The organism is Sediminibacterium sp. (genome assembly GCF_019264485.1).
Taxonomy (GTDB): domain Bacteria; phylum Bacteroidota; class Bacteroidia; order Chitinophagales; family Chitinophagaceae; genus Sediminibacterium.
The window spans coordinates 73,247-96,206 of sequence record NZ_JAHVAA010000011.1; the positions used below are offsets into that span (position 1 = coordinate 73,247).

At 41.6% G+C, this 22,960-nt stretch carries 20 protein-coding genes; 10 read left to right on the forward strand and 10 right to left on the reverse strand.

Going from position 1 to position 22,960, the window contains the following annotated elements; translation table 11 throughout:
- Positions 1 to 79 precede the first annotated feature (79 nt).
- The 4 genes from KXJ59_RS06545 to KXJ59_RS06560 are packed head-to-tail and all read left to right on the forward strand — an operon-like array spanning position 80 to position 6,049.
- The gene (locus KXJ59_RS06545) at positions 80 to 3,490 is read left to right on the forward strand and encodes a response regulator (RefSeq protein ID WP_295202316.1); all 3,411 of its coding nucleotides are present in this window, start codon (positions 80 to 82) and stop codon (positions 3,488 to 3,490) included.
- 23 nt (positions 3,491 to 3,513) lie between these two features.
- Positions 3,514 to 4,347, forward strand: coding sequence for a protein-glutamate O-methyltransferase CheR (locus tag KXJ59_RS06550; RefSeq protein ID WP_295202318.1), 834 nt, complete (start codon positions 3,514 to 3,516; stop codon positions 4,345 to 4,347).
- Entirely contained in the window at positions 4,347 to 4,922 is a 576-nt protein-coding gene (locus KXJ59_RS06555; RefSeq protein ID WP_295202320.1) for a chemotaxis protein CheB, read from the forward strand. Before KXJ59_RS06550 ends, KXJ59_RS06555 begins: the two co-directional genes overlap by 1 nt.
- A 17-nt stretch (positions 4,923 to 4,939) precedes the next feature.
- A complete protein-coding gene (locus KXJ59_RS06560) occupies positions 4,940 to 6,049 on the forward strand; it encodes a response regulator (protein ID WP_295202322.1) in 1,110 nt (369 codons plus the stop codon).
- Between the two features lie 77 nt (positions 6,050 to 6,126).
- On the opposite strand, the gene KXJ59_RS06565 is transcribed toward KXJ59_RS06560, so the two are convergent.
- The 5 genes from KXJ59_RS06565 to KXJ59_RS06585 form a co-directional block, all read right to left on the reverse strand.
- Positions 6,127 to 6,744 (reverse strand): ABC transporter ATP-binding protein, encoded by a 618-nt coding sequence (locus KXJ59_RS06565; protein WP_295202324.1) that lies wholly within the window; start codon positions 6,742 to 6,744, stop codon positions 6,127 to 6,129.
- A gap of 28 nt (positions 6,745 to 6,772) precedes the next feature.
- On the reverse strand, positions 6,773 to 7,570 hold the full coding sequence (gene lpxA, locus KXJ59_RS06570; protein ID WP_295202326.1) for an acyl-ACP--UDP-N-acetylglucosamine O-acyltransferase: 798 nt from the start codon (positions 7,568 to 7,570) through the stop codon (positions 6,773 to 6,775).
- A gap of 38 nt (positions 7,571 to 7,608) precedes the next feature.
- On the reverse strand, positions 7,609 to 9,015 hold the full coding sequence (locus KXJ59_RS06575; RefSeq protein WP_295202327.1) for a bifunctional UDP-3-O-[3-hydroxymyristoyl] N-acetylglucosamine deacetylase/3-hydroxyacyl-ACP dehydratase: 1,407 nt from the start codon (positions 9,013 to 9,015) through the stop codon (positions 7,609 to 7,611).
- A 127-nt stretch (positions 9,016 to 9,142) separates the two neighbouring features.
- On the reverse strand, positions 9,143 to 10,198 hold the full coding sequence (gene lpxD / locus KXJ59_RS06580; protein WP_295202329.1) for a UDP-3-O-(3-hydroxymyristoyl)glucosamine N-acyltransferase: 1,056 nt from the start codon (positions 10,196 to 10,198) through the stop codon (positions 9,143 to 9,145).
- 85 nt (positions 10,199 to 10,283) lie between these two features.
- Positions 10,284 to 11,498 carry an HD domain-containing protein gene (locus KXJ59_RS06585; RefSeq protein WP_295202331.1) on the reverse strand — a complete coding sequence of 405 codons (1,215 nt, stop codon included), beginning with the start codon at positions 11,496 to 11,498 and terminating at the stop codon, positions 10,284 to 10,286.
- 205 nt (positions 11,499 to 11,703) lie between these two features.
- On the opposite strand from KXJ59_RS06585, the gene KXJ59_RS06590 reads away from it, so the two are divergent.
- The 5 genes from KXJ59_RS06590 (at position 11,704) to KXJ59_RS06610 (ending at position 16,749) form a co-directional block, all read left to right on the forward strand.
- Positions 11,704 to 13,263, forward strand: a complete 1,560-nt coding sequence (locus tag KXJ59_RS06590; RefSeq protein ID WP_295202333.1) for a response regulator — start codon at positions 11,704 to 11,706, stop codon at positions 13,261 to 13,263.
- A 187-nt stretch (positions 13,264 to 13,450) separates the two neighbouring features.
- A complete protein-coding gene (locus tag KXJ59_RS06595; protein ID WP_295202334.1) occupies positions 13,451 to 13,723 on the forward strand; it encodes a hypothetical protein in 273 nt (90 codons plus the stop codon).
- 55 nt (positions 13,724 to 13,778) lie between these two features.
- Positions 13,779 to 14,555 (forward strand): MBL fold metallo-hydrolase, encoded by a 777-nt coding sequence (locus KXJ59_RS06600; RefSeq protein WP_295202335.1) that lies wholly within the window; start codon positions 13,779 to 13,781, stop codon positions 14,553 to 14,555.
- Positions 14,556 to 14,601: 46 nt separating this feature from the next.
- Positions 14,602 to 15,456: a helix-hairpin-helix domain-containing protein gene (locus KXJ59_RS06605; RefSeq protein WP_295202336.1), complete on the forward strand. Its 855-nt coding sequence runs from the start codon at positions 14,602 to 14,604 to the stop codon at positions 15,454 to 15,456.
- Between the two features lie 150 nt (positions 15,457 to 15,606).
- Positions 15,607 to 16,749, forward strand: coding sequence for an acyl-CoA dehydrogenase family protein (locus KXJ59_RS06610; protein WP_295202338.1), 1,143 nt, complete (start codon positions 15,607 to 15,609; stop codon positions 16,747 to 16,749).
- A 78-nt stretch (positions 16,750 to 16,827) separates the two neighbouring features.
- Here KXJ59_RS06610 and creD read toward each other — a convergent pair whose 3' ends face one another.
- From creD to KXJ59_RS06635, 5 genes are all read right to left on the reverse strand, one after another.
- Positions 16,828 to 18,597, reverse strand: a complete 1,770-nt coding sequence (creD, locus tag KXJ59_RS06615) for a cell envelope integrity protein CreD (protein WP_295202340.1) — start codon at positions 18,595 to 18,597, stop codon at positions 16,828 to 16,830.
- Positions 18,598 to 18,649: 52 nt separating this feature from the next.
- On the reverse strand, positions 18,650 to 18,949 hold the full coding sequence (locus KXJ59_RS06620; protein ID WP_295202342.1) for a transcriptional regulator: 300 nt from the start codon (positions 18,947 to 18,949) through the stop codon (positions 18,650 to 18,652).
- Positions 18,946 to 19,584 (reverse strand): hypothetical protein, encoded by a 639-nt coding sequence (locus tag KXJ59_RS06625; protein WP_295202344.1) that lies wholly within the window; start codon positions 19,582 to 19,584, stop codon positions 18,946 to 18,948. Before KXJ59_RS06625 ends, KXJ59_RS06620 begins: the two co-directional genes overlap by 4 nt.
- Positions 19,585 to 19,761: 177 nt before the next feature.
- Positions 19,762 to 20,544, reverse strand: coding sequence for a TerC family protein (locus KXJ59_RS06630; RefSeq protein ID WP_295202346.1), 783 nt, complete (start codon positions 20,542 to 20,544; stop codon positions 19,762 to 19,764).
- Positions 20,545 to 20,553: 9 nt separating this feature from the next.
- Positions 20,554 to 21,642, reverse strand: a complete 1,089-nt coding sequence (locus tag KXJ59_RS06635) for a quinone-dependent dihydroorotate dehydrogenase (RefSeq protein WP_295202348.1) — start codon at positions 21,640 to 21,642, stop codon at positions 20,554 to 20,556.
- A 71-nt stretch (positions 21,643 to 21,713) separates the two neighbouring features.
- On the opposite strand from KXJ59_RS06635, the gene KXJ59_RS06640 reads away from it, so the two are divergent.
- A complete protein-coding gene (locus KXJ59_RS06640) occupies positions 21,714 to 22,889 on the forward strand; it encodes an acetyl-CoA C-acyltransferase (RefSeq protein ID WP_295202350.1) in 1,176 nt (391 codons plus the stop codon).
- The last annotated feature ends 71 nt before the right edge of the window (positions 22,890 to 22,960 follow it).

Consider the following 22,960-nt stretch of genomic DNA (forward strand, 5'->3'; position numbering starts at 1 on the left):
TTACTGGCAGGAAAGGGTAAGCATTGACAATCATTTATTTACCTATCTTACAAGATCATTTAAAATTCAATTCTTATTCATGATCCGCTCCCTGCCCCTCCGATTGTACTCCGGTTTAGGTATTGCAGTTTTATTGGTGTTCCTCGTAGGGTTTATAACCATTGATTCTCTCGACAAACAGGCAAAAGAGTCGGACCTGGTTCGTCATACACATAAAGCCATTTCCTATGTAAGAGATGTGCGTTTTTCAATTATGCAGATCAGGGGTGGCAGAAGGTCTTACTGGGTTACCGGTGAAGCGCATGATATGGATGTCTATGAAAAGGGTGCCAGTTTTATCCCCAACCGTCTTGTCGATTTACGTGAACTTGTAAAAGACAATGCCCGCCAGGTTGAAAATGTTATAGTGCTCGATTCAATGGTAACAGATTTGATGCGTTACTGGAGAACAGATGGAGAAGTTAGTCCGAATATGCCGGTGGATGCTTTCCGCAGAATAGTAATGTTGGAAGAAGGAAGAATGGTACATATTTACAGGCAACTGGAAAAAATAAAAATTAATGAAGAGGATCTGCTCATTAAAAGAGAAGCCATCGTTGCAGGTTATAACGACAGAACCAAACTCATTTTATATATCGGCATCAGCGTTTTAATGATCGTTGTGCTTTTACTGATTAATGCCGTTATTCAAACCCTCAAAAGCCGCTACAAAGCTGGTCTCCGTTTACAGGCAACCCTCGAAGAAACAGAAAAAGCCAGTAAAATGGCACAGGAAAAAAACTGGGTACTGGAGGGGATGAGTTATATCAATAACCGTTTACAGGTGGTAGACAGTTCTTCGGAATTGGCCAACCGTATTATAACCGCCCTTGTGCAATACCTGGAAGTACCGGCAGGGGTTATTTATTTTGTAGATAAAAAAAATAACAAACTCATTACCTCAGCTTCGGTAGCAGTTAGTGCAGCTTCGCGCAAAAATTTTGTTATCGGCGAAGGAATAGTAGGTAATGCCGCTTTGGAAAAAACGGTTTCCATCATCAGAAATATTCCACCCGATTACTGGAAGGTTGAATCTTCACTCGGACAGGTTACGGGTAATGGAGAAATAGCTTATGTGCCGTTATGGATGAACGAAGAATTAAAAGGACTGATTGAGCTGGGTTGTTTTTCCACTTTTTCTGAACTACAGATTTCATTGTTAAAAAGCAGCTCCGATATTCTTTCTGCAGCCATTAACTCATATCAGTCACGCGATAAAATTAACGAACTCCTCGATGAACTCCAGGAACAGAAAGAAGCATTACTGGAACAGCAGGAAGAACTGCGACAGACAAATGATGAGTTGAGCCGGCAGACAGAAGAACTCCAGGCTTCGGAAGAAGAATTAAAAACACAGGAAGAGGAATTGAAACAGATTAACCTCGAACTGAAGGAAAGAAATGATGCCATTGAAAATGCCCGTCATGCTCTCACATTAAAAGCCAAAGAACTGGAAAATACCAGCAGGTATAAATCGGAGTTCCTGGCCAATATGTCGCACGAACTGCGCACCCCCCTTAATAGTGTGCTGATACTGGCCAAGCTGCTGTCTGACAACAATACACAGAACCTCAATACCAAACAGGTTGAATATGCCAATATTATCTATAAATCGGGTAACGATCTCTTACAACTGATCAACGATATACTTGATCTTTCCAAAATAGAATCGGGCAAGGTGGATCTGTTGATAGAAGATGTTTCGGTGGAATCGATAGCACAGGATATTACCCAGTTGTTTTCAGTAGTGGCTTCAGAAAAGAAAATCAATTTCACGGTGGAAGCGGGTGAGGGCGTACCTCCCACTATTCAAACAGATAAATTGCGGCTGCAGCAGGTGGTTAAAAATCTTTTATCCAACGCCTTTAAGTTTACACCTTCGGATGGCAGTATCAGGTTAGGGTTTCATATGTCTGCCACAGACGAAAAATTATTGATCAGTGTAGCTGATACAGGTATTGGCATACCCAAGGATAAGCAGCAACTTATTTTCGAAGCTTTCCAGCAGGCAGATGGTTCTACCAGCAGAAAATATGGCGGCACGGGTTTGGGTTTATCTATTAGTCTTGAACTGATGAAATTACTGGGCGGCACTATCGCTGTAGAAAGTGAAACCAATAGGGGCAGTGTATTTACCCTTGAAGTACCGCTGGTATTTGCGGGTACAGCCAACAATGCAACAAAAGAAAATACCGATGATTTTTTATTGAACGATCCGGTATTACCATTTGAAAGTATCCGTGAACAAACAGCCGTTGCAGATGATAAGGCACAACTGAAGAAAGGGGAACGACTGATGCTGATTATAGAGGATGATGTAAATTTTGCCACCATCATCCGCGACTATGCACGGCATAAAGGTTACCAGGTAGTAATTGCACTGGAAGGAGATGAAGGCTTGTATTATGCAAGAAAATTTAAACCCAATGCCATTATCCTCGATATACAGTTACCGGTGATGGATGGCTGGACCATTCTGAAACATATCAGAAATGATGAACAGTTAAAACATACCCCTGTACATATTATATCGGCTTTCGATGACAGCCGCTTTAAACAGGCCGATGTGATGGCCTACCTGAAGAAACCTATTGATACGGATACCCTTGAACGTGCTTTTGGTATGCTGGGCGACCATATTCGAAAAGGGTTGAAACAGGTATTGATTATCTCTGCCGTTCATTTTGAGGAAGATCATCTTCACCAGCTTGCAGCTGAAAAAGAGTATAAACTGCATTTTGAGCAGGTAGCAACAGTATCGGAAGCAGCAGCCAGTATCGGAAAGCAGCAATACGACTGTGTGATTATTCATATCGGTGCTTCCATACAATTAGATGAGGCAAAACATATTTACCAGCATCTCTCCGATAAAAAATTACCGATTATCATTCACCTCGATGAAGACATAACAGCTGCTGATGAAATGGAGTTCCGGAAAGTTTCGGGTATCATTATCAGAAGTGCTGTTACGGCTAATAACCGTTTGCTGGATGAATTGGAACTTTTTCTTCATAAAATGGAGGGCGTAGATACAAAAACCACCGGCCATCCGGTAACGGCTGTAACTGACCGGACACTGATCAACAAAAAAATACTGGTGGTAGATGATGATATGCGTAATGTATTTGCATTGAGTGCCGTACTTGAGTCGAATAAAATGCAGGTGTTGGCAGCAAGTGATGGACGTGAATCTTTGGAGCAGTTAAAAAAACATCCTGATACCGATTTGGTATTGATGGATATTATGATGCCCGAAATGGATGGTTATGAAGCCATGCAGCGAATCAGGAAAGACCTTAAGTTGAATAACCTGCCCATTATTGCCTTAACGGCTAAAGCAATGGCCGGCGATAGGGATAAATGTATAGCGGCAGGTGCTTCAGATTATATTACAAAGCCAGTTGATATGCAAAAACTATTATCGTTGATGCGTGTTTGGTTAATGAAATAAGCGGAAGAATAAACGAATTCAGGATGGTAATACCCGGAAGGCCAGAACTGGCAGCGCATGAGTTTGAACAGTTGCTACATATGCTTCATCATGTGTATGGGTACGATTTCTCAGGCTATTCAAAAAGCTCTTTGCAAAGAAGGATCCATAAGTTCATGGACGATAAGCAGGTGAATAGCGGGACAGCACTGATTCAGTTATTGGCAGGAGATGTGGTGTCATTCAATCATTTTCTGGAAACGATTACGGTGAATGTTACAGAAATGTTCCGTGATCCGCTGTTTTACAAATCGCTGCGCGAAAAAGTATTGCCTGTATTAGCTACCTATCCGCAAATCAATATCTGGCATGCGGGCTGTTCAACAGGAGAAGAAGTTTTTTCCTTATGTATTCTCCTGTTTGAAGCAGGCTTACTGAACCGCACAAGAATTTATGCAACTGATATCAATGCCGCTAACCTGGAGAAAGCCCGCACAGGTGTATTACCCATGCATCATATGAGAGAGTATACCGTAAATTACAGACAGTCTGGTGCCACGAACGATTTCTCCGACTATTATACGGCCTTATACGATCATGTACTCATTAATAAAGAGATCAGGGAAAGAGTGGTTTTTCTGCAGCATAACCTGGTTACCGACCGGTCTTTTAATGAGTTTCAGCTCGTTCTATGCAGAAATGTGATGATCTATTTCAATAAACAATTACAGAATAAAGTGCTTCGTTTGTTTTACGACAGCTTGTCTTCACTGGGTTTTCTTGGCCTGGGGATGAAAGAGAGTTTATTGTTTTCAGAGCATAAGTCGAAATTTACGATGGTTGATCCGGCAGTTAAATTATTCAGGAAAAAACACTGATGGTTTTGAAAGAACAGGCATATGATATAATACTTATTGGAGGTTCAGCGGGCAGTATACCTGTTTGTGTATCGCTGCTCAAAGCGTTGAAAAAAGACCAGCCGGTTCCGGTGGTACTCATCATTCATCGCATGCGTAATGTTGTGAGTGAGCTGGATAAATTATTGTCGAAAGAAACCGGTATCAAAAAAATTACCGAGCCCGAAGACAAACAAAGTATCAGTTCAGGTAAAGTATACCTGGCCCCACAGAACTATCACCTGTTGTTTGAAGAAGATGCGAGTTTCAGTCTTGACTATTCCGATCCCATACATTATAGCCGTCCGTCTATTGATGTAAGTTTTGAGAGTGCTGCGTTGGTTTATGGAACAAAAGTGCTGGCCATTTTATTGAGTGGCGCCAATGCCGATGGTGCCAAAGGGTTATCGCTGCTGGCTGAGCTTGGAGCCGATTGCTGGGTGCAGGATCCAGCCACTGCTGAATATCCTGCCATGCCCTCCGCAGCCATGGCTCTTTCTGATAAACTCAAAGTACTCACAGAAGATCAAATGAAAGAACGCTTACATGAATTATAATTATATTGCTGTCTGACATGAATATCCCCCCCATACCACAACATGATTTCACCATTCTTCTGGTAGACGACAGACCTGAAAACCTGTTGTCGTTGGAAGAAATATTACTTAAACAGGGGCGTAAATTTATCACCGCACAATCTGGCAATGAAGCACTGAAGCATGTGTTAAAGCATGAACATATCGGTCTTATTATGCTCGATGTACAAATGCCTGAAATGGATGGTTTTGAAGTGGCGCGGATATTAAAATCGAACCCAAGAACAAAAGATATCTCCATCATATTTGTAACGGCACTCAGCAGGGAAGAGCAGTATGTATTAAAAGGGTTTGCAGAAGGCGCCGTTGATTATCTCCAGAAACCACTTGATATAAACGTGGTACGTGCCAAAGTAAATGTGTTTGAACAATTGTATTTTAACCAGTACCGTTTAAAAACAGCACTTGCAGAACTGGATCGTATCAATAAACAATTAGAGAAATTTGTATACATAGTATCGCACGATTTAAAATCGCCGCTATCCTCAGTCATTATGATGCTCGAACTGATCAAGAGCGACCCCTATGTACGAGCCAATGAGGAAGTAAAGGAAAATATTGATATGGTGTATCAGGCATCGGACCGACTCTCGGAAATGATTATGGCATTACTGGAATATTCAACTACCAGTTTGTCGCAGCAGACGATTGAAGAAGTAGATGTACATGAGCTGGTACAACAATTATCGGCATTATTATTTCCTCCCAAACATATACAGATTCAATTACTGAATCAGTTTCCGGTAGTAATGACGAAAAAGGTAAAATTGGAGCAGGTATTTCAAAACCTGTTGAGTAATGCTATTAAGTACAACGACAAGCCACAGGGACTTATACAGATTGGCTATACGGAAAAAGACATATTGTACGAATTCTTTGTAAAAGACAATGGTCCCGGTATTGCTGAAGAAGATAAAAACCGGATATTCAAACTCTTTGAAACAACCAGTAATATTTCTCAAAGAGACAATAGTACAGGTATAGGTTTAAACCTCCTTAAAATTATCGTGGAAGAACAGGGTGGAAAAATATGGGTAGAATCAACACAGGGAGAAGGAAGTGTTTTCTATTTCCAGTGGATGAAGTAAGGAATAGGGAATAACGAATATCCAATATCGAATAATAAATTTCGAAGTTCGATATTGGATATTCAATATTCCTCTGTTTACTTATAGTCTGTAATCTGTATTCGCTTCGTGCAAAAATCAATTTCCTGCTGGTCGTTACTGCTTACAATAATTGTTTTCTGTCTGCAATAGTCAAGGATCAGTTGATGGTATAACTGATAACCGGAAGTATCGAGATTGGTGCAGGGTTCGTCTAACAATAATAAGGGTACATCACTAAAAACAGCCTGTGCCAGTTTTACCCTTTGTTTCATACCACTGCTATAATAACGGATTTGTTTATGGGCCGCTTTTTCCAGGCCAATCAATTGTAATACGCTATCAATAGTTACAGAAGGCATCAGCGGTTTGAAAGATGCATGAAACTGAAGGAATTCTCTGGCCGTCATTTCTTCAATCAACTCTAAATAAGGGGCTGCGAGTGATAGGTAATTATATATTTTGTCATCAGGTACAGCGGTATGGTTGGCCTGCCAGTTAATTTTACCGGCAGAGAGGTTCAGGCTGCCGGCTATGGCTTGTAAGAGGGTACTTTTACCACTTCCGTTCGGTCCGGTGATGGCATAGGCTGTACCGGGTAGAAAACTAAAATTGATCCCACGAAATATCCATTCCCGGTTAAATTTTTTACCTGCATCCGAGAGTTGAATCTGCATAGAGGGAGAATAAAATAATGAGGTTGGTTTAATCTTCTTCTGTAGCGCCTTTGGTAAAACGTTTGATAATACCTCTTCCACTTTCGCGGATAAAAGTTACGATCTCATCTCTTTCATCACTGGCTGTTAATTCTTCCTCAATAAATTCAAGCGCCTGAGAAGTGTTCAGTCCTTTGTTGAATATAATACGATAGATATCCAGGATATGATTGATTTTCTCCAATTCAAAACCTCTTCTTTTCAAACCAACGCTATTAACTCCACCATAACTCAGCGGGTTACGCACGGCTTTAATATAGGGTGGTACATCTTTACTTACGAGACTACCTCCGGCAATATAAGCATGCTGACCAATGGTTACAAACTGGTGAACAGCACTTACACCTGCTATCCAGGCCCAATCGCCCATTACTACGTGGCCGGCTAACTGAACGCTGTTGCTCAGGATGCAATTGTCGCCAATTAAACAATCGTGGGCAATATGGCTATAGGCCATGATAAGACAGTTATTGCCTACTTTGGTTTTCCAGCGGTCGGTGGTACCACGGTTAATGGTAACAAATTCGCGGATGGTGGTATTATCACCAATTTCAACGGTTGTTCTTTCACCGGAAAATTTTAAATCCTGTGGAATAGCGCCCAATACTGCGCCGGGAAATACACGACAGTTCTTGCCAATTCTTGTACCGTCCATAATGGTAACATTACTGCCAATCCAGGTGCCTTCACCAATCTGTACGTCGCCGTGGATCACCGTAAAGGGATCGATTTTTACATTAGGAGCGACCCTTGCATTGGGATCTATATAGGTATAAGGATGCGTCATTGTAACTGGGTTCGGTTATTAAATTGGTAAGGATTGAATTAGGGTCTTTTAACGATTTGTGCTACCAGGTCTGCTTCAGTGGCCACTTTGCCGCCAACATAAACGGTACCTCTCATTTCGCAGATACCACGGCGTATGGGTCCGGTGAATTCCATCTTTAATAACATGGTATCACCCGGACGAACCATTTGTTTGAATTTACAGTTATCTATTTTGAGGAAATAAGTATCGTATTGTCCTTCTGGCATAGAGTTGATGCAAAGTATGCCACCTGTTTGAGCCAGTGCCTCAATCTGCAATACACCGGGCATAACAGGGTTGCCGGGAAAATGCCCCGGGAAAAACCATTCGTTGAATGTTACATTCTTTACACCTACAATATGGGTATCGGTTAATTCAATGATTTTATCAACGAGCAGGAAGGGATGACGATGTGGTAATGTTTTTTCAATCTTCTCCAAAGGAAAAATGGGAGGCATGGTGGGATCGTATACAGGCACATCTTTTACATGTTTGTTCTTTTTGATGTACTGTTTGATTTTTTTTGCAAACTCCACATTGCTGCTATGCCCCGGACGGTTAGCAATGATTCTTGCTTTGATAGGATACCCAATCAGTGCAAGATCGCCAACCACATCCAGTAATTTATGGCGTGCAGGCTCATTCGGAAAACGGAGTTCGAGGTTATTGAGGTAGCCTTCGCTTTTTACTTCAATCTTATCGCGTTTAAATACTTTGGCAAGTCTTGTCATTTCTGCATCTGTAATGGGTTTGTCCACTACTACGATTGCATTGTTGATGTCGCCGCCTTTAATAAGATCATTATCAAGTAACATTTCCAGTTCATGCAGGAAACAGAAAGTACGGCAGGGTGCTATTTCTGTTTTGAAATCTTTAATGGTCTTTAAGCCGGCATGCTGTGTACCCAAAACAGGGCTGTTAAAATCAATCAACGTGGTAATCTGGTAATCGAGTGAAGGCAGGGCTACCATTTCCACCCGCTTGGCATCATCGTAATGATAAATATTTTCATCGAGGCTGTACCATGCTTTGGCCGCTTCCTGTTCCAGTACACCTGCTTTTCCAATGAGGTCAATAAAAGGAGCAGAACTACCATCCATGATAGGAATTTCGGGGCCATTCAGTTCAATCAACACATTGTCAACCCCCATACCTACCAATGCGGCAAGTACATGCTCTACCGTACTTACTTTGGCATCACCTACCTGTAAAGTGGTACCACGGCTGGTATCGGTAACCAGATCGCAGTCGGCTTTAATGATGGGCTGACCTGCCAGGTCTACACGCTGAAACTGTATACCAAAACCCGGATTGGCGGGTTTCAGGGTCATATCAACCAAAACACCGGTATGTAAACCTGTGCCGCTGATACTAACGGCACTGCAAAGCGTATGTTGTTTGTCGGGATTGAAGTTATTGTCCATGCTGTTGTTTTTTCCGGTGAACCCACTGGGTTCCTAACGGTACTTATGATGCATAAATGATATCCATCACAAGTCCATGATGTAAAATATAGCGCAAAAATAAGATTTCAGGCGCTTAATTGATGTTTTAGGAGGCATTTACACGGTCGGCAAGCAGTTGTTCTACCAATTTTTCCAGTTCTTTAACCCTTTTTTCCAGATCAGGAAGGTTACGAAGATGGGCCTGGGCACGAAGTGAGCGGGTAAAATCATCGGCAGGTGTACCGGTTAAAGTGCGGTTGGGTTCCTTGATGGTTTTGGTGATACCACTTTGCCCGTTGATCTTGCTGCCATCGGCAATGGTAATATGTCCGGCAATACCTGTTTGCCCGCCAATCATTACCGACTTCCCGATTTTAGTGCTTCCGCTTACACCTGTTTGAGCGGCGATAACGGTATTAGAACCTACTTCTACATTATGGGCAATTTGTACCAGGTTATCGATTTTAGAACCAGACCTGATAATGGTAGAGCCCATGGTGGCACGGTCGATGGTGGTATTGGCGCCAATTTCAACATGACTTTCGATTATTACATTACCAATCTGTGGCACTTTTTTAAAACTGCCGTCTGCCTGTGGTGCAAAACCAAAACCATCACTGCCAATAACTGTACCTGCATGAATCAACACATGATCGGCAATTATGCAGTCGTGGTAAATTTTTACACCTGCATGCAAAATCGTATGATCACCCACTTGCACATTATTACCCAGTACTACACCGGGAAATATTTTTACGTTATTACCAATTTTTACCTGCTCACCAATATGCGCAAAAGCGCCTATAAAAAAACCTGTGCCAATTTGTGCAGTCTTGGAAATATAACTGGGTTCCTGTATACCTGTTAACTGTTGTGTAGCCAATTCCTGGTACTTACCGAGCAGTGTAGCAAAAGCAGAATAAGCATCAGGTACACGAATAAGGGTATTGCTTACCGCCTGCTTTAAAATTAATGTTTCATTAATGATGATGACAGAAGCTTTGGTGCAATAAAGGTATTCTTCATATTTAGGATTGGCCAGAAAAGAAAGCTGCCCGGCAACGGCTTCTTCAATCTTTCCAAAAGAAGTAACAGCAATATTGGCATCTCCCTCAAGCTTGCCATTGATCAACATTGAAATTTGTGCAGCGGTAAATTGCATACAGCGTGATTTAGTCTTTAGTCGATAGTCCATGGTCCATAGTCCATGGTCCATGGTCAATTAACTATGGACCATGAACTATCGACTACGTCAATAAACAAATGTAATTTTTTTTGACGGGTGCAGAAAGGTTTTGGTGAATCAGGGCATTATCAACCTGCGATATATCTTTCACTTCACCATCCCTGAACAGTATATTGATGCGTTCATCAACCGTCTGGTAAAGGGTATTGGTGGCTTCACCCGTAAAACATACATAGTGAATATCTGCAAGTGCAATGCCAAACTGTGCTGAAGCCTGCTTTTCTTTGGATCTTACAAAATCATGGTCAAAAGTATCGGCCTGTATCCTCGATTTGTAGAGCTGACGGTTTAAAAAACGATTACATAATAGAGACAATATCCTGTCGGGATGTTTGGCCCATCGTTTCAATGCGTGCATTATATCATGATCATCGAGGGAGCAGAAAAGATCGAGGGTTTCATCATTCATTTGTCCATCAAAACTACCGAGGAAAAAATCGAGTGCCGACTGGGTTTGTAATGCGTTGTCGTTATGGGTATAAATACTGCGAACCCTTTCCAATATTTTTACCAGCATTTTTTCGGCCGATAAAACTGTTTTATGGAGGTAAACCTGCCAGTACATCTGTCTCCTGGCCACCAGGAATTTTTCAACACTGTAAATACCTTTTTCTTCAATCATCAGCTGACCATTGTGTACTGTCAGCATTTTTAAAATACGGTCATAACCAATTACACCTTCACTCACGCCACAGAAAAAACTGTCGCGGCTCAGGTAATCCATACGATCCACATCTAACTGACCACTGATTAGCTGGTGTAAAAAGGGTTTATGGTATTGATCGGTGAAAATGGCAATAGCAAGTGAGAGTTGTTCGTTCAGGTCGCGGTTCATTTTCTGCATAATCTGTAACGACAGTTGTTCATGGTGTACACCCTGAACAACCACATGTTCCAGTGCATGAGAAAAAGGACCATGTCCGGCATCGTGTAATAAGATGGCTGCTTTAACTGCAATTTCTTCTTCTGTTGAAATATCAATCCCTTTACTCCTCAGTTCATTTACCGCATTACCCATGAGATGATAGGCACCTAATGAATGATGCAAACGGGTATGAACGGCACCGGGATATACCAGTTGTGCCATGGCCATTTGTTTGATACGACGCAGCCGCTGGTAATAAGGGTGTGAAATAATATCAAATATCAATGGGTGATTAATGGTGATAAAACCATAAACCGGGTCATTGATGATTTTTCTTTTTTGCTCAGACATACCTGTTGTTGATTTGTTAAATCGGCCGCAGGGGCAGTTGGCAAAAATACAAAGAGATGATTGATATGCCGGAATGAAATAGATTTACGCCATAAAGCTGTCCTCAAACAGCCAGTGCCTATCGGAAATTGTTACTCATAACCATTTATTTGATTATTTTGAACTGATCCCGTCTGTACGGGATTGTAACAATTAAGCACTGCTTATGCCACTAGCCAGCATTTTATGGGTTGACGATGAGATTGAAAGCCTGCAATCGCAAAAAATATTCCTTGAACAAAAAGGATATACTGTTACCACATTAACCAATGGTTTTGATGCCATTGAATACGTAAAAAATAACCTGGTTGATGTGGTACTGATGGATGAAACCATGCCTGGCATAACCGGTCTTGAAACATTGGTACGAATTAAAGAAGTAAATGCAAATGTACCGGTAGTGCTTATCACCAAAAATGAAACCGAGAACCTCATGAATGAGGCGATAGGCCGGCAGATCAGTGATTACCTGATTAAACCTGTAAACCCCAACCAGGTATTGCTGAGTTTAAAAAAGATTATCGATAATAAAAGACTGGTTGCAGAAACCACTACCACTGCATACCAGCAACAGTTCAGGGAACTGTTTATGGCACTGAACGACAATCCTGATTTTAACCAGTGGATGGAAATTTATAAGAAACTCGTTTACTGGGAACTGGAAATGGAGAAAAGCGACAGCCCTGAAATGCGTGAAGTATTTCAGGCACAGAAGCAGGAAGCCAATACGGAGTTTTTTAAATTTATCAGCAAACATTATGCATCGTGGATATCACCCAAGTCGAGTGCGTCTCCTATCATGAGTCACCAGTTATTTCAGTTTAAAGTATTGCCACATGTGGAGAAAGGGGTACCTACTTTTTTTGTGTTGATCGATAATCTCCGTTTTGATCAGTGGAAAGCCATACAACCCATATTTGCAGAGAGTTTCAGGATACTGGAAGAAGAAACTTTTTATTCCATCCTGCCCACTGCCACACAGTATTGCCGTAATGCCATTTTCGCCGGTATGATGCCGATAGATATAGAGAAACAGTTTCCGCAATTGTGGAAGAATGATGATGATGAAGGAGGGAAGAATACTGAAGAAGAAACTTTTTTCAGGGCACAGTTAAAGCGACTGAAAAAAGATGATCTGAAAGTGAGTTATCATAAAATATTGAATCACCAGGACGGGCAGCAACTGGTAAACAATATCCATAACCTGATGCAGAACGATTTGAATGTGATTGTGTACAACTTTGTAGATATGCTGAGCCATGCCCGAACAGAAATGGAAGTGCTGAAAGAACTGGCAAGCGATGAAGCCAGTTATCGCAGTCTTACCAAAAGCTGGTTTGAACATAGCCCATTACACCAGGCTTTAAAGAAAATAGCAGATAAGCCTATTAAAGTGGTATTGGCCACCGACCATGGCAGTGTAAGGGTAAAAACACCGCATAAAGTAATTGGTGATAAACAAACCACCACCAACCTCCGTTATAAACATGGCCGTAACCTTAATTTTGAAGCAAGGGATGTATTGGCATTCAGGGATCCCAAAGAAGCGGGGTTGCCGGTGCCAAACGTAAATTCATCCTACATCTTTGCCAAAGAAGATGGCTTTCTCTGTTATCCCAATAATTATAATCACTATGTAAACTACTACCGAAATACCTTCCAGCACGGCGGAATCAGCCTGGAAGAAATGATAGTACCGATTATTAAGATGGTGAGTAAGTCGTAGGATGAAGCTGCTAGCTACGAGCTGCCAGCTTCTAGCTATTAGTAGTTTTCTGACTGGCAGCTAGCAGCTAGGAGCCAGAAGCTGACGGCTTGATGTGAATAACTAATCCCCGTTGCCAAACGCCAAACCCTGCCTGAATGGTACATTTGCCCAGTTATTGTTTCATGTTTAACGACAGAAAATCAGGATGAAATACACACAAACTACTTTAGACAAGTTGGAAGATATTCTTGGAGAATCAGCATATGTGGTGCGTTATGAGCGGGGTACTTTTCAAAGTGGGTGGTGCCTGCTGGAAGCCAAACGTATTGTAGTACTGAATAAGTTCCTGAATATCGAGGGTCGAATCAATACATTGATGGAGATTATACCACAACTCGCCATCGATTATGATAAGCTCACATTAGAGTCACAAAAACTCTATGAGGAAGTGGTGAGAAAATCTGTTACCGAAGCCTGATTTTTTGCGGGAAATACGGTACTATGATCTGACCATATTTCAATAGATTTGACCTGTGTTCATTCCAAAACTCTCCATAGAATTTTTAGGAACAGGTACCAGTAGTGGTGTACCCATGATCGGTTGCGATTGCCCGGTATGTACCTCAACCGATAAAAAAGATAAACGCTTAAGGAGCAGTATTCTTGTACAATCACCACAAACATCTCTTGTGGTAGATACAACACCCGATTTCCGTTACCAGATGCTGCGTATCAATAACCGTAAGCTGGATGCGGTTCTGTATACGCATCCTCATAAAGACCATCTGGCCGGATTGGATGATATAAGGGCCTACAATTATTTTACAAAGAAACCGATGGATATTTATGCCAACAGGCTAACGGAGGAAGCATTGCGGCGCGATTATTATTATGCTTTTTCCGATACCAAATATCCAGGTGTTCCGGAAGTGAAACTTATTACCATCGATGAGAGTCCGTTTATAATTGGTGATATACCAGTATTGCCGGTGGAAGTATTGCATCATAAAATGCCGGTACTGGGTTTTCGTTTTGGCGATTTTACTTATATCACCGATGCCAATAAAATTGAAGAGAGGGAGAAAGAAAAAATCAAAGGGTCGAAAATACTGGTGTTAAATACTTTACGGAAAGAAGCACACCTGTCTCATTTTACTTTGCAGGAGGCAGTTGACCTGGCTACTGAACTTCAGATACCCGAAGTATATTTTACGCATATAAGCCACCAGTTGGGAAAAAATACTGCTATCAATGCAGAATTACCCTCACATATGCAACTGGCATATGATGGGTTGAAACTGGAACTGTAAATATTATTCATCACAAACAGAAGAAAGGCATACAATTTACCATTGTATGAAAAACAGCTTGCGTCCTTACTTCAGCTTTACCAAAAAAGAAAGAACCGGAATTGTGGTGCTTGTCTGCATAAGTCTGGTACTTTTTTTTCTGCCACATTTTTTTCCTGCGAAAGAATTGCAAGTCACCGATATAACATTGAGCACAGGCCTGCAAACCTTAGCGGAACAGGAAAACAATTCAATAACTGAAAGAACAAACACTGCTGGAAGAGTGGTTGAATTATTTCCGTTTAATCCCAATACGATAGATGCAGCCGTATGGATGCGTTTGGGTTTGGATGAAAAGCTGGCGCAACGTATCATTCATTACAGAAACAAGGGCGGCCGCTTTTACCGGGCAGACGATCTGAAGAAAATATGGGGACTTCAGCCTGAAAAAGCTGCCCGGCTTATTCCTTTTGCAGTGCTGCCAGAACAGGAGATAAAAACATTGCCTGCAAAAAAACAGGTTGCTGTGATTGATGTTAACACAGCAGATCTGAAAGATTGGGAATCGCTGCCGGGAATAGGAGAAACTTTAGCTGGACGAATCATCAAATACAGAAACCAGTCAGCCGGTTTTGCGCGGCTGGAAGAACTGGAGAATGTATTTGGTTTATCAGATAGTACATTGTTACTCATCAGGCCCTATCTGCAACTAAATGAAAACAGTATTCAGAAATTGTCATTAAACAGGGCATCCGCGTATCAACTGATTCAAAAAGCCGCTCTTCCGGCAGAATTGGCGCGTGAAATTGTAAAAAAAAGACAGGAAGAGGGCAATTACAGCAACTGGTCGGCACTGGAAGCCCTGTCTGGAATGAATAAAGTATTGCTGGAAGCCATCCGCAAAGCATTTATGTTGGAATAAAAAACTGTTAAGACAAGAAGCTTTTTTGGATGGTATGCAGAAAAGACATTCTTTTGCACTGAAAACTAACAAACGGTCGTTTGTTTTCAGAAGGTTGCCTTGATAACGATTGTTTAGTAGGGCAACCTTCGTCTATTTAAACCTATAGCTATGGAATTCAGGCCAACAGAACTTACAGAACAGGTAGCACAAACAGCACGCGATTTTGCCCAGCAATATATACGTCCGCATTTGATGGAATGGGACGAGAGTCAGGAATTTCCGGTAACCATATTTAAAGAAATGGGTAAACTCGGACTGATGGGAGTGCTGGTTCCGGAAAATTATGGTGGAGCAGGATTGGGCTATTTTGAATACAATGCTATTATTCAGGAGATATCCAAAGTCTGCGGATCGATCGGGCTCAGCCTTGCAGCCCATAATTCCTTGTGTACCAATCATATTTTATCATTTGGTACAGAAGCCCAGAAAACTAAATGGCTGCCCAAACTGGCTACGGCTGAATGGATAGGCGCCTGGGGATTAACAGAACCCAATACCGGCAGCGATGCGGGTAATATGAAAACAGTAGCGGCGAAGGAGGGAAATGATTGGGTCTTGAACGGAACCAAAAGCTGGATCACGCATGGAAAGAGTGGAGATATTGCTGTTGTAATCTGCAGAACTGGTGAGCCCAGAACAAGCGGTAATTCAACTGCATTTGTGGTTGAAAGAGGTACAGCAGGTTTTTCTGCGGGGAAAAAAGAAAATAAACTGGGTATGCGCGCCAGTGAAACTGCCGAAATGATTTTTGAAAACTGCCGTATACCTGATGAAAACCGGCTGGGTGAAGTAGGGGATGGTTTCCGTCAGGCCATGAAAATACTGGATGGGGGAAGGATATCCATTGCGGCATTATCTCTGGGCATTGCCAAAGGAGCTTATGAAGCGGCTATTCAGTATTCAAAAGAAAGATACCAATTCGATCAGCCCATCTGCAATTTTCAGGGTATCAGCTTTAAACTGGCAGATATGGCCACCGAGATCATGGCAGCCGAATTATTGATCTGGCAGGCCTGCGACCTTAAAAGCAGGGGGCAGAAAGTAACCAAAGAAGGTGCTATGGCCAAGTATTATGCCAGCGAAGTAGCGGTAAAAACAGCCACTGAAGCCGTACAGATTTTTGGCGGTTATGGCTATACAAAAGATTTTCCTGTAGAAAAGTTCTATCGTGACGCAAAATTGTGTACTATTGGAGAAGGAACTTCAGAGATACAGAAACTGGTTATCTCAAGAGAGGTTCTCCATAGTTAGTCTCTTTTCGATTGCTTGCTTATATTAAAGTCCCGCCAATTGGCGGGACTTTTTTTATAAAACACCCCCCAAAAAAACTTATGCTGTAACAGTAGTTGTTGTAACCGGCTGATACCAGTTGATACGTCTGCTTGCATACATCACAATCGCCAAAATGATAAATAAACCAATACTGCCTACCAGTAAAGCAGTGTCTTCCAAACGCAACAGGATAAAGATGAAACCATATAAGAGTGAAAGCAGTACGGTAAAATAGGCAGCTGTTTTAGCCTGTTGAAAATGACTGTGTACATAAACAGTAATAAGCAGTATGGTAGCAGAAGCAGCAACAAAATAAGCAAGGTCGAATGAGGCAATTTCGCTGATGGAAAGTAATAAGGTGTAGAAGATAATGAGCGCAAGCCCTACCAATACATATTGAACAGGATGCACAGGTTTGTTTTGCATGATTTCCATAATAAAGAAAAGTGCGAAGCTGAGACCGATTAATAGTATGGCATATTTACTGCAACGATCTGTTTGTGCATACTGATCTCCTGGTTGTAATAAACTCACACCAAATGCAAGTGATGCATTAATGGTTTTGGCATCAGTAACCAAAGTATTGAAAGGTAGGTTGGCTTTGTTGAATGACCAGTTGGCGAAAAAACCGGTTTTGTCAACTTTGCGACTGGTAGGAATGGTATTTCCATCGAAAGAAGGACTTAACCATTTAGAGCGAAGGTTAAACTGGCTATTACCTGCCAGTGGCATGAAATGCAATTGTGCGCTACCACGTAAAGCAAGTGTAGTGGTAAAGGGAATGCTGGTACCCAGATCGGAGGCACTCAGTGCAATATTGACTGATAAGCCATTGCTGTCGATATCTGAAGAAGGTAGGCCGGGTAAAAGACTTAGCTGGTTATCTTTGAAATTGACTTTTATTTCTTTTTCAATGCCTTTAAAATCACTGATACCCACACACAGTTTAATATCCTTCCACTGAATCTCATCTGCGTTAATCCCTTTGGGAATTTGTAACTGAAAACTGCCCGTACCAGCAACCTGTGTTTTATATAACAACACTTTATAAATAGAACGTCTTCTTTCTTCTGTATCAATATTGCCAGTGATCGAAAGCTGCTCGGGCAGGATAAAAAAATCACCAACTATTTCTGAGGGTTTTCCATTCACATCTTTTACCTGTTTTATATAGGGCACGTAGAGATAAGGCCCCGAAACAGTTTGAGGTGCGGCCCATTTCTCGCTTACATCTTTCTCTACTTCTTTTCTTCTTGCTTCTCTTTCCTGTACAAGGTTGGAAACAAAAATCATGGGAATCATCATTACCAGTATCAGAACGCCGGTAACAATGGCTTTATAAAGAATTCTATTATTCCCTGCTGAAGGAGGTGTCGGGTTGTCATTTGATGTGTACATGATTGATTGATTTGAATGAGTAAAAGAATAATATTGATAAATCTGTTTAAGATTAATGAGTACGGACAAACTGCTGATAAATGCCAGGAAAATAAAGGCATAAAAAAACGAATGCTCATTGTTGTGATCTCTAAGTGGCCAGTATAGAACAGGCCCCACTAAAAAAGCATAGCCAAATGAAAGGATGATATTTAGTATCAGTAAACAAATTGTTTTTTGCTTGTTATCTAACGCTGCTTTTCTGATTAATGGCAACATAATCAGGTAAAGTATAAATACTGGTAAACTTGCACCAGATGCAGTGATAGCTATATATACAGCAATCATAGCGGCAATGCCAAACAGTGAATTTTGTACCGACAGTAGAAATATCCAGATAGCTAGTATGGTTAGCAATACGCTGCTGATCCAAAGTCTGAATGCGATCATTGTTTAATTATTTAAAAGTGCTTTGTATTTCAAAGTAAATGAACAAAAAAATTTAGTGTATGCCCTTAATCATTTTTTCAAGTGCTTCCAAATGACTCTTGAATGCTTTTTCACCGGCTTTGGTAACTGCATAAGTAGTATTGGTTTTCCGTCCTATAAATCCTTTGTTCACTTTGATATAATTGTTTTCTTCCAGTGTTTTTAAATGACTGGCCAGGTTACCATCGGTAACCTGTATCAGTTCTTTCAGTTCATTAAAGTTTACTTCAGCATTTACCATTACAGCACTCATGATACCGAGTCTGATACGGCTGTCGAAAACTTTATTCAGGTGTTCAATCGGGTTGTTCATACGCGTTCATATTTCCACCACATCAGTGCGCCGTATAAAATATGTAATACTCCAAAACCAATGGCCCAGGCAACAAGCCCGTAACCGATAAACCATAAATTAATAATACCCAGTATAATTTCACAAATACCCAGCCACCTGATTTCCGATACCGTGTATTTACTGCCATTCAGTAAAGCCAGTCCATAAAATATCAGACAGGAGGGCGCTATGAGTCCCACCAATTCCAAGTCCAGTAAACGGTAAGTAACAAGACCACCGGCAATCAAAGGGATGGCAGTATTAGTCATCAGTCTTTTTGCTGTACTGCCCCACATGGATGTATTGGTTTTCCTGCTCCGCATCCAGGTAAAGAGTAAGGCCAGTAATAAGGCGGTTAAGAAAGTAACGATACCGGTCATAATAAGCAATCTCTGTACATCGGTAGCGGGATATGGATATACCTGCAAATCGCCACCCGTCCTGAGTTTTTCTCTCACAGCTAACCATACCGGCCAAATATATATGGTAGCAGCCAATGCACATAAACCGGCGCTGATACCACTTAATCCGCTTAAACTGATGAAGCGACTGCTCCTGTTCATCATGTCCTTGATGTCGTGCAGGGCTTCAATATGTTTTTGCTCTTCTTTCATAAAAGCACTTTGAGATTCAAAGTAACTATTGGATTCTCATATTTCCAAGTCTTTGTAAAAAAATATTTGTTAATCACCGATCATCTCTGCGAAAACGCTGTGTTCTCCTTTCTCTGTGGTGAGCCATACGCGAAATTTCACTGCAGAGAACATGAGAAAACAGAGATAACCGCAGGGTTATTCTTTGGCATCAGATTCGGGTAGTTTGGGGTGGCGGAGTTCTACCGGTTTTCGATAGGCTTTCCGCATACGCATATTCAGTAGCTCCACAATAAAAGAGAATGCCATGGCGAAATACACATAATTTTTCAGGTGTAACTGGTGTGCATTCACGCTATCCCATCCTTCTACAATCAATACAAAACCAATCATCACCAGAAAGGAGAGGGCCAGCATTTTTAAAGTTGGATGTTTATGTATGAAATTGGAAATATCAGCACTGAACAAAAACATCACCGCCATGGCTACTACCACTGCTGCAATCATTATTTCAATATGTTTAGCGGTTCCGCCGGCAGTAATGATACTGTCGAAACTGAAAACCATATCAATCAGCATGATTTGAAAAATGGCATTACCAAAGCTGAGTTTTTTGCCCGCTTTTCCAATCGCTTCTTCCGCTTCGCCCTCCAGTTTATGGTGTATTTCTCTTACTGTTTTATATAACAGGAATAATCCACCTGCCAGCATTACAAGACTCGCCAGATCAAAGTCTTTACCCCATGCACTCACCACGGGCTTGCCTTTCTGCGCCAATAACCAGCCCAGACCAAACAACAAAATAATACGGGTACTCATACCCATGATCATCCAGAGCAGGCGGGCTTTTTTCTGTTGCTTTTTCTCCATGCGGTTCATGATAATGCTTACAAAAATCACATTATCAATACCCAGTACAATTTCAAGAATTACAAGGATCAGAAAACTGATCAAACTTTCAGAAGTAAATAAATGTTCCATATAATCAGCTTATGCTTGAACTAAATGTTTGCAAATATTTTTAACGATAGAAGGGCCTTCATAAATAAAACCTGTCCAAACCTGCACCAGTGATGCACCTGCATTTATTTTTTCGGCAGCATCAGTTCCGGTAAAAATACCACCACTGGCAATGATGGGAATTTTTCCCTCTGTTCCGCCGGAAAGATACCTCACTACTTCTGTTGACCTTGCACGCACAGGTTTTCCGCTTAGTCCACCAGCGCCAATAGTTGTAATGCTTTGTTCGGGTGTAGCCAGTCCTTCACGACTAATGGTGGTATTGGTAGCCACGAGTCCATCGAGATTCACTTCAAATGAAAGTGAAATAATATCATCCAATTGCTCCTGTGTAAGATCAGGTGCAATTTTCAGTAAGATGGGTTTGGGTTTGCTTTTACGCTGGTTACTATTTTGCAATACAGAAAAAATCTGTTTGAGTGAATCTTTATCCTGCAAAGCCCTTAATCCTGGGGTATTCGGTGAACTCACATTCACAACAAAATAATCTACATAATCAAACAACTCTTCAAAACAGATGCTGTAATCTTTCCAGGCATCTTCATTGGGAGTAATTTTATTCTTTCCGATATTTCCTCCAACAATCAGTTGTGAATTTCCTTTTTTTCGAACAGCCAGTCTTGCCGCAACTGCTTTTACACCATTGTTATTAAATCCCATTCGGTTAATAAGGGCTTTATCTGCCGACAACCGAAATAAGCGAGGCTTATCATTACCAGGTTGAGGTAATGGGGTAACAGTACCAATCTCCACAAATCCAAACCCAAGGGCTTCCAGTTCGTTCAGGTACACTGCATTTTTATCGAAACCGGCACCCAATCCAACGGGGTTGGTAAAACGGAGCCCAAAAACTTCTTTCTGTAAAACCGGATTATTGTAAGAAAAACTGTTGCTGATCAACTTTTTAACCGGTGCGAGCGAACAGGCCGACCGTAATATGTCCATTGAAAAATAGTGCACATCTTCAGGCGGAAAACAGAAAAGTAATTGTCTGATAAGCGGGTAGATCATGATGCTGCGAAGATAGGGTGCATTTGGCGACCAGCGGAACCGTACCATGAGGTTAAATTTGGTTGCATAAACAACTTTTTTAAAAAAAGTCCCTACATTTGATAGGTAAAACCAAGATTATGCAGGAAGCATATATAGTAGCCGGTTACAGAACCGCAGTGGCCAAAAGTAAACGTGGCGGATTTCGTTTTTTTCGTCCCGACGATCTGGCGGTAGAAGTCATCAAAGGTTTGATGGCTACTGTGCCACAACTCGAAGCAAAACGTGTAGATGATGTGATTGTAGGTAATGCTGTTCCGGAAGCTGAACAGGGATTGCAGTTTGGCCGCATTATTTCTGCCCGTGCATTGGGGATTGATGTGGCAGGTTTTACCATTAACCGTTATTGTGCCAGTGGACTGGAAAGCATAGCATTGGCCACAGCCAAAATACGCACCGGAATGGCTGATTGTATTATCGCCGGTGGAACAGAAAGTATGAGTCTGGTGCCTACCGCAGGATGGAAAACTGTTCCTGCCTATTCCATTGCCAAAGAGGAGCCTGATTATTACCTGAGTATGGGGCTAACTGCCGAGGCAGTGGCCAAAGAATTTAAAGTGAGCCGTGAAGACCAGGATCAGTTTGCCTTTCAGTCGCATCAGAAAGCGATGAAAGCTATTGAGAGTGGACATTTTAAATCAGGTATTCTGCCCATTACAGTAGAAGAAACATACCTGAATGAAAAAGGAAAAAAAGCCGTTCGTTCTTACGTGGTAGACACCGATGAAGGTGTACGGGCCGATACCAATATTGATGCACTTGCCAAATTGAAACCGGCATTTGCCATGGGTGGCTCTGTTACTGCCGGCAACTCATCTCAAACCAGTGATGGCGCCGCTTTTGTTATTGTAATGAGTGAAAGAATGGTAGTGGAGCTTGGCTTAAAACCCATTGGCCGTCTGGTGAACTGTGCATCTGCTGGTGTACACCCACGCATCATGGGCATAGGTCCTGTAGCAGCCATTCCCAAAGTATTGAAACAGGCATCCATGAGTTTGAATGATATCGACCTGATTGAACTGAATGAGGCCTTTGCTTCACAATCACTTGCAGTTATCAGAGAACTGGGATTAAATCCTGACATCGTAAACATCAATGGTGGTGCTATTGCATTAGGGCATCCATTGGGTTGTACCGGTTGTAAACTAACCGTTCAGTTATTGAATGATATGAAAAGACTGGATAAAAAATATGGAATGGTTACAGCCTGCGTAGGTGGCGGTCAGGGAATTGCAGGTATCATTGAACGAATGTAAGACTGTCCATAGACAATAGTCGATAGTCCATGGCTATAAGCGCAATGGGCTTTCACTATGGACTATGGTCT

Bases quoted from the DNA above. Each gene is read 5' to 3' on its own strand.
- KXJ59_RS06545 (WP_295202316.1), top strand. From the start codon at position 80: ATGATCCGCTCCCTGCCCCTCCGATTGTACTCCGGTTTAGGTATTGCA.
- KXJ59_RS06550 (WP_295202318.1), top strand. From the start codon at position 3,514: ATGGTAATACCCGGAAGGCCAGAACTGGCAGCGCATGAGTTTGAACAG.
- KXJ59_RS06555 (WP_295202320.1), top strand. From the start codon at position 4,347: ATGGTTTTGAAAGAACAGGCATATGATATAATACTTATTGGAGGTTCA.
- KXJ59_RS06560 (WP_295202322.1), top strand. From the start codon at position 4,940: ATGAATATCCCCCCCATACCACAACATGATTTCACCATTCTTCTGGTA.
- KXJ59_RS06565 (WP_295202324.1), bottom strand. From the start codon at position 6,744: ATGCAGATTCAACTCTCGGATGCAGGTAAAAAATTTAACCGGGAATGG.
- lpxA (WP_295202326.1), bottom strand. From the start codon at position 7,570: ATGACGCATCCTTATACCTATATAGATCCCAATGCAAGGGTCGCTCCT.
- KXJ59_RS06575 (WP_295202327.1), bottom strand. From the start codon at position 9,015: ATGGACAATAACTTCAATCCCGACAAACAACATACGCTTTGCAGTGCC.
- lpxD (WP_295202329.1), bottom strand. From the start codon at position 10,198: ATGCAATTTACCGCTGCACAAATTTCAATGTTGATCAATGGCAAGCTT.
- KXJ59_RS06585 (WP_295202331.1), bottom strand. From the start codon at position 11,498: ATGTCTGAGCAAAAAAGAAAAATCATCAATGACCCGGTTTATGGTTTT.
- KXJ59_RS06590 (WP_295202333.1), top strand. From the start codon at position 11,704: ATGCCACTAGCCAGCATTTTATGGGTTGACGATGAGATTGAAAGCCTG.
- KXJ59_RS06595 (WP_295202334.1), top strand. From the start codon at position 13,451: ATGAAATACACACAAACTACTTTAGACAAGTTGGAAGATATTCTTGGA.
- KXJ59_RS06605 (WP_295202336.1), top strand. From the start codon at position 14,602: ATGAAAAACAGCTTGCGTCCTTACTTCAGCTTTACCAAAAAAGAAAGA.
- KXJ59_RS06610 (WP_295202338.1), top strand. From the start codon at position 15,607: ATGGAATTCAGGCCAACAGAACTTACAGAACAGGTAGCACAAACAGCA.
- creD (WP_295202340.1), bottom strand. From the start codon at position 18,597: ATGATCGCATTCAGACTTTGGATCAGCAGCGTATTGCTAACCATACTA.
- KXJ59_RS06620 (WP_295202342.1), bottom strand. From the start codon at position 18,949: ATGAACAACCCGATTGAACACCTGAATAAAGTTTTCGACAGCCGTATC.
- KXJ59_RS06625 (WP_295202344.1), bottom strand. From the start codon at position 19,584: ATGAAAGAAGAGCAAAAACATATTGAAGCCCTGCACGACATCAAGGAC.
- KXJ59_RS06630 (WP_295202346.1), bottom strand. From the start codon at position 20,544: ATGGAACATTTATTTACTTCTGAAAGTTTGATCAGTTTTCTGATCCTT.
- KXJ59_RS06635 (WP_295202348.1), bottom strand. From the start codon at position 21,642: ATGGTACGGTTCCGCTGGTCGCCAAATGCACCCTATCTTCGCAGCATC.
- KXJ59_RS06640 (WP_295202350.1), top strand. From the start codon at position 21,714: ATGCAGGAAGCATATATAGTAGCCGGTTACAGAACCGCAGTGGCCAAA.